This is a genomic window from Mesorhizobium sp. M7A.F.Ca.ET.027.03.2.1 (genome assembly GCF_003999175.1).
Classification (GTDB): Bacteria; Pseudomonadota; Alphaproteobacteria; order Rhizobiales; family Rhizobiaceae; genus Mesorhizobium.
Map to the genome: position 1 here is coordinate 1 of NZ_RZOM01000368.1, position 5,273 is coordinate 5,273.

Genomic DNA, 5,273 nt, shown 5'->3' on the forward strand with positions numbered 1-5,273 from the left:
ATACCTCACCGCCTATGGCGCGCTGATCGATATCGCCGGGCTGCACAGCGGAGACCACGTGGTGATCACCGCGGCGTCGAGCAGTGTCGGGCTTGCCGCGATCCAGATCGCCAACAGTGTGGGCGCGACGACGATTGCGGTGACGCGAACATCGGCGAAGATGCGGGCGCTGCTCGACGCCGGTGCGGCCGAAGTCGTGGCCTCGACGGAGGAAGATCTGGCGGCGCGGTTGAACCAGATCGCCGGGCCGCGAGGCGTGCGCGTCGTGTTCGATGCGGTCGGCGGCCCGAGCTTCGAGCCGCTGACGGCGGCCATGTCGCATAGCGGCATCCTCATCGAATATGGCGGACTGAGCCACGCGCCGACACCGTTTCCGCTATTCGCCGTGCTGGCCAAGACACTGACGCTGCGCGGCTACCTCGTCCACGAGATCACCGGCAACCCGGCGAAACTGGAGGCCGCCAAGGCTTTCATCCTCGCAGGACTCGAGACCGGGACTCTAAAGCCGATCATCGATAGGACCTTCGCGTTCGACCAAATCGTCGAGGCACATCGCCACCTGGAGTCGAACGAGCAGTTCGGCAAGATCGTGGTGACGATCTGAAATCGTGGTGACGATTTGAAATCGTGGTCACGGTCTGAGCGAGATGGCGAACAAATCACTCTTGCGGGCAATATCGCCCCTTGAAGGCGCGGCGCTGCATTCCTAATTGTCCCCTGCGGGCCGGGCCCCTCTGACTGTCGCTTTTGGCGACTGTGATGTCGGACCGCTGTAACGGGCCCGTTTTCATCCTTTTCGGTCGAGCGGGTTCCTTCTTTTTGGTTTGGAGCGCCGTATGACATCTACTTCTCTCCTTGGCATGACTTGCCCCTCCTGCCGCGTTGCGCTCGTGATGAGCGAACGCCAGGGTATCGAAATCGACTATTGTCCGCAGTGCCGCGGCGTCTGGCTTGATCGGGGAGAACTCGACAAGATCATCGAGCGTTCCGGCAGGGAAGCGGCGCCGGCGCCGCAGCCACAGCCGGCAGCATTCTCCCAGCCGCAACACGGCCAGGGCCGCGACGACGATTATTCCCGCTCCCACGGCCACCGCTATCCAAAGCGGAAGAAATCATTTTTCGAAGAGTTGTTCGATTGACCGCATGACGCCGGCACCCGGCGACGGCTGAAAATTTCCGAAACCGCAGAGACAAAGGTTCATCTCCGATGACTTCCCGTACAAGCCGATTTGCAGCCCTCTTTGCAGGACTGTTCCTGGCGTTTTCGATGGTCGCGATAGACCATGCCGAGGCGCGCCGCGGCGGCAGTTTCGGCAGTCGTGGCATGCGCACGTTCCAATCGGCACCGCCGACTAGGACCGCACCGGCCCCGACCGCTCCGGTCGAGCGTTCGATGACGCCCAACACCGGTGTGAACAACGCGGCCCGGCAGCCGCAGGCAGGCCCGCAGAGGCCCGGCTTCATGAGCGGTTTCGGTGGAACGATGATGCGGGGCCTGCTGCTCGGCGGCCTGATCGGCCTGCTCGTCGGCCAAGGCTTCGGCGGCCTGGCCGGAATGTTCGGTTTCCTGCTTCAGGCCCTGCTCATCGGTGGCGCGATCATGCTGGCTATCCGCTTCTTCCGCTCGCAATCGGCGCGTGGTCCTGCGCCAGCGCTCGCCGGTGTCGGCAATGCCCAGGCTTCGAGATTTGAGAACCGCGCAACGGCAGGGCAGCAGACTGCAGGCTCCTTCACAATTCCCGGCTTTGGCGGTGGTTCGGGCGGAAGCTCTCCAGCCATCGGTTCTGATGAGATCACGCTGGCTCAGACCGACCTCGACGCATTCCAGCAGCTGTTGACCGATGTCCAGGAAGCATTCGGGCGCGAAGACCATGCCGCTCTGCGCCGGGCTGTTACCCCCGAAATGGTATCCTATCTGTCGGAAGAGCTGGCCGACAATGCCCAGAAAGGTCTCAGGAACGAGGTAACGGACATCACGTTGCTGCAGGCCGACGTCGCTGAAAGCTGGCGTGAGGATGACCGCGACTACGCCACGGCCGCATTGCGCTACGAGTCTCGTGACGTGACGCGCGAACGGGCCAGCGGCAAGGTCGTCGCGGGCGACGATGATCATCCGACAGAGACGACCGAGCTGTGGACATTCGTGCGTGAGAATGGCTCGAACTGGAAGCTCTCGGCAATACAACAGGCTTGAGCCCCGGGCGATTTTGTCCAAGGCTTCGCGGTTGTGGGTGTTCAGCGCACGATCTTGACGCACATCGGCGTGCCGATCTCGATGGCGCGTCCGGTGTCGGTCAGCATGCCGGTCTCGGTGTCGCGCGCGAAGATCAAGATGCGGTCACCATTCTGGTTGGCGGAAAACAGATGGCCGCCTGACGGCGTCAGCGCCAGGTTGCGCGGCGTCGCACCGCCGCAAGGGACGTAGCCGACGAGGCTCAGCGAACCCGTCTGCTGGTCGACCGCCATGATGACAACGCTGTCATGGCCACGGTTGGAGCCGTAGACAAAACGGCCATCCGGGGAAATCTGTATGTCGGCGCAATGGTTGCTGTCGCGCGCCTCGGCTGGCACCGCGGGCTTCGCGTCGATGAGCGTGAGCTTGCCCGAGGCTTCGTCCAGCGCCATCGCCACGATGGTCGAATCCAGCTCGTTCATAACGAAGACGAAGCGTCCGTTCGGATGCAGTGCGAGGTGGCGTGGACCGGCGCCGGATGGCAAAGCGGATTCGGTTAGCTTGGCCAGATTGCCGTCGTGCCCGATCCGGTAGGACACCAGCCGGTCGATGCCGAGGTCGGCGACGATGGCTGTTCCCCCGCCGATGGTTTCGGTGACGCTGTGGGCGTGCGAGCGCTCCTGCCGTGCCGCATTCGGGCCGCTGCCGGAATGCGAGACGCTGGCCAGCGGGGCCGACAAGGCACCACTCTCCTCTAAGCCATAGACCGCCACCGCGCGATCCGGACCGCCCTCGCCCATGCCGTAATTGGCGACCAGCAGTTTTGTCCCGTCGCGGGTGATGGAGTTATGGGCGGTGATGCTGCCCAGCGACGGCTGCTTGTTCAGATAGGTGAGCGCGCCCGAGGCACGATCGAAGCTGTAGGCGGAGACAGTTCCCTCGCGCCAGGTGAAGACTTCCGAATTGGCGTAGACGTGTGAACCGTCCGGCGTCACCGAGAGGAAGGTTGGATTGTCGACGTCATCGGCTTCAGCCAGCTTTCGGGTTTCCAGCGTCGTCTCGTCAAAGCTGTAGACGCTGAGGCCGACGCCCCGAGCGCCCTGAAAATACGGCGCCTCCCGGTTCAGGCTGCCGACAAAGACCAGACAATCCTTGTGCATGATTTTCCTCCCTGCCCGCCTGCGCTTCGGCGCGCGGGAGCAGCCAAAATTTCGCCTGTTCACGCTTGCAACGCAACCCCATATGTGAAAATACTATTTACAAAAGAAGATTGACGGGAGGAGAAGTCTTGCATTCAGGCGCCTTGATGCGTGTTCAAATGGTTGCGCGGTCCCTTCGGCAGGACTGGCGGATTCGGTCATGACCGATTTCGCATCCACCGTCGGTGTCGCCTCGACGCATCCCAAGAACATGCCGGCGGATCATGCCGCGCTGCCGGTATGGAACGCCGAAAACTGGTTCTATGAGGATTGGCCGGTCGGGCAGAAAATCCGCTCGTTGCGACGGACCATGGCCGAAGGCGACAGCCATTTGTTCAACACGCTGGTGCTCGACATCCACCCCTATGTGCAGGACCAGATGTTTGCCGAGAGCGAAGGCATTTTCGGCAAGCAGCTGATCGCCGGCGCCTTCGTCTTCTCGGCTGGCCTGGGACTGGTCGCCACCAACTGCGTCAACGCCTTTTCCTATGGCTACGACAAGCTCCGCTTCATAAAACCCGTCTTCATTGGCGACACGATCTATTCGATCCGCTCCAATCTCGACAAGAAGCCCCGCTACCAGGAGATGGGGTTGATCCGCGCCAGCTACGAGGTGTTCAAGGGCGAAGGCGAGCTGGTTCTCTATTGCGAGCATCTGCAGACGGTGAAGTACCGCAACCCGGCCGACTTCGTCGGCAAGACGGAGAAATAACGATGCCGGCAGCAGCCGAATTGCCGCTCGCCGGTCTCGTCGTCGTCGACATGAGCCAGTTCCTGTCCGGGCCTTATTGCTCGCTGAGGCTGCTCGATCTCGGCGCGCGCGTCATCAAGATCGAGCGCCCGGATGGCGGCGACCTGTCGCGCCGGCTCTATCTCAGCGACACCGAGATCGGCGGCGATTCTACCATCTTCCATGCCATCAACCGGGCCAAGGAAAGTCTTGCCATCGACCTCAAGAACGAGGCCGACCTCGAGGCGCTGCGCGGCCTTCTGGCCAAGGCCGACGTGCTGATCCAGAATTTCCGGCCGGGCGTCATCGAACGGCTCGGCCTGGACTATGAGGCGGTCCGCAAGATCAATCCACGCCTGGTCTATGCCTCGATCAGCGGCTATGGCGAGGACGGCCCGTGGGTCAAACGCCCGGGCCAGGATCTCCTGGCGCAGGCGCGTTCCGGCGTGATGTGGTTGAACGGCGACGAGGACCAGGGGCCGGTGCCATTCGGCCTCGCCATCGGCGACATGCTGGCCGGTGCGGCCTGTGCGCAGGGCATTCTGGCCGCACTGGTGCGGCGCGGTATCACCGGTCAGGGCAGCCACATCGAAACCAGCCTGCTGGAAGCGCTTGTCGATTTCCAGTTCGAGGTGCTGACCACGCATCTCAATGACGGCCGCCGGCTGCCCAGGCGCTCCAGTTTCCGCAGTGCGCATGCCTATCTGTCGGCGCCTTACGGTGTCTATCCGGCCAAGGACGGCTATCTCGCCATCGCCATGACGCCGATCCCCAAGCTGGCCGATCTCCTGTCGCTCAGCGAACTCGCACCCTATCGCGACAAGCCGGCATCCTGGTTCACCGCGCGCGACGACATCAAGGCGATCATCGCGCAGCGGATCGCGACCAAGACCATCGATGAGTGGCTTGATATCCTCGAGCCGGCCGACATCTGGTGCGCCAAAGTGCTGACCTGGCCGGAGATGCTGGCGAGCGAAGGGTTCCAGTCCCTCGACATGCTGCAGACTGTGACGCGCGAGGACGATGTGTCGATCCTCACCACCAGTTCGCCGCTCCGGGTCGATGGCATAAGGGCCAAGGTCGATCGGGCGGCGCCCCGCATCGGCGAGCACAGTGCCGCCATCCGCGCGGAGTTCGGCCTGTGAGCGTGCCCATCCTCAAGGGCATGACC

General features: G+C 62.9%; 6 protein-coding genes. 5 read left to right on the plus strand and 1 reads right to left on the minus strand.

Going from position 1 to position 5,273, the window contains the following annotated elements; all coding sequences use genetic code 11:
- From EN750_RS17190 to EN750_RS17200, 3 genes are all read left to right on the plus strand, one after another.
- Positions 1-604: zinc-dependent alcohol dehydrogenase family protein (locus EN750_RS17190; protein WP_145967738.1), on the plus strand; the 604-nt coding region annotated here is incomplete at its 5' end.
- Positions 605-836: 232 nt separating this feature from the next.
- Positions 837-1,139, plus strand: coding sequence for a zf-TFIIB domain-containing protein (locus EN750_RS17195; RefSeq protein ID WP_127397117.1), 303 nt, complete (start codon positions 837-839; stop codon positions 1,137-1,139).
- A 68-nt stretch (positions 1,140-1,207) separates the two neighbouring features.
- Positions 1,208-2,194, plus strand: coding sequence for a Tim44 domain-containing protein (locus tag EN750_RS17200; protein WP_127270123.1), 987 nt, complete (start codon positions 1,208-1,210; stop codon positions 2,192-2,194).
- A gap of 41 nt (positions 2,195-2,235) precedes the next feature.
- Here the strand turns inward: EN750_RS17200 and EN750_RS17205 are convergent, their stop codons facing one another.
- Positions 2,236-3,333: a lactonase family protein gene (locus EN750_RS17205; protein WP_127397118.1), complete on the minus strand. Its 1,098-nt coding sequence runs from the start codon at positions 3,331-3,333 to the stop codon at positions 2,236-2,238.
- A 199-nt stretch (positions 3,334-3,532) separates the two neighbouring features.
- On the opposite strand from EN750_RS17205, the gene EN750_RS17210 reads away from it, so the two are divergent.
- Positions 3,533-4,084 carry a MaoC family dehydratase gene (locus tag EN750_RS17210; protein ID WP_127397119.1) on the plus strand — a complete coding sequence of 184 codons (552 nt, stop codon included), beginning with the start codon at positions 3,533-3,535 and terminating at the stop codon, positions 4,082-4,084.
- A gap of 2 nt (positions 4,085-4,086) precedes the next feature.
- Positions 4,087-5,247 (plus strand): CaiB/BaiF CoA-transferase family protein, encoded by a 1,161-nt coding sequence (locus tag EN750_RS17215; RefSeq protein ID WP_127255131.1) that lies wholly within the window; start codon positions 4,087-4,089, stop codon positions 5,245-5,247.
- The last annotated feature ends 26 nt before the right edge of the window (positions 5,248-5,273 follow it).

What these genes read in the sequence shown, in the direction of transcription:
- EN750_RS17210 (WP_127397119.1), top strand. Translation starts at nt 3,533, where the DNA reads ATGACCGATTTCGCATCCACCGTCGGTGTCGCCTCGACGCATCCCAAG.
- EN750_RS17215 (WP_127255131.1), top strand. Translation starts at nt 4,087, where the DNA reads ATGCCGGCAGCAGCCGAATTGCCGCTCGCCGGTCTCGTCGTCGTCGAC.
- EN750_RS17205 (WP_127397118.1), bottom strand. Translation starts at nt 3,333, where the DNA reads ATGCACAAGGATTGTCTGGTCTTTGTCGGCAGCCTGAACCGGGAGGCG.
- EN750_RS17195 (WP_127397117.1), top strand. Translation starts at nt 837, where the DNA reads ATGACATCTACTTCTCTCCTTGGCATGACTTGCCCCTCCTGCCGCGTT.
- EN750_RS17200 (WP_127270123.1), top strand. Translation starts at nt 1,208, where the DNA reads ATGACTTCCCGTACAAGCCGATTTGCAGCCCTCTTTGCAGGACTGTTC.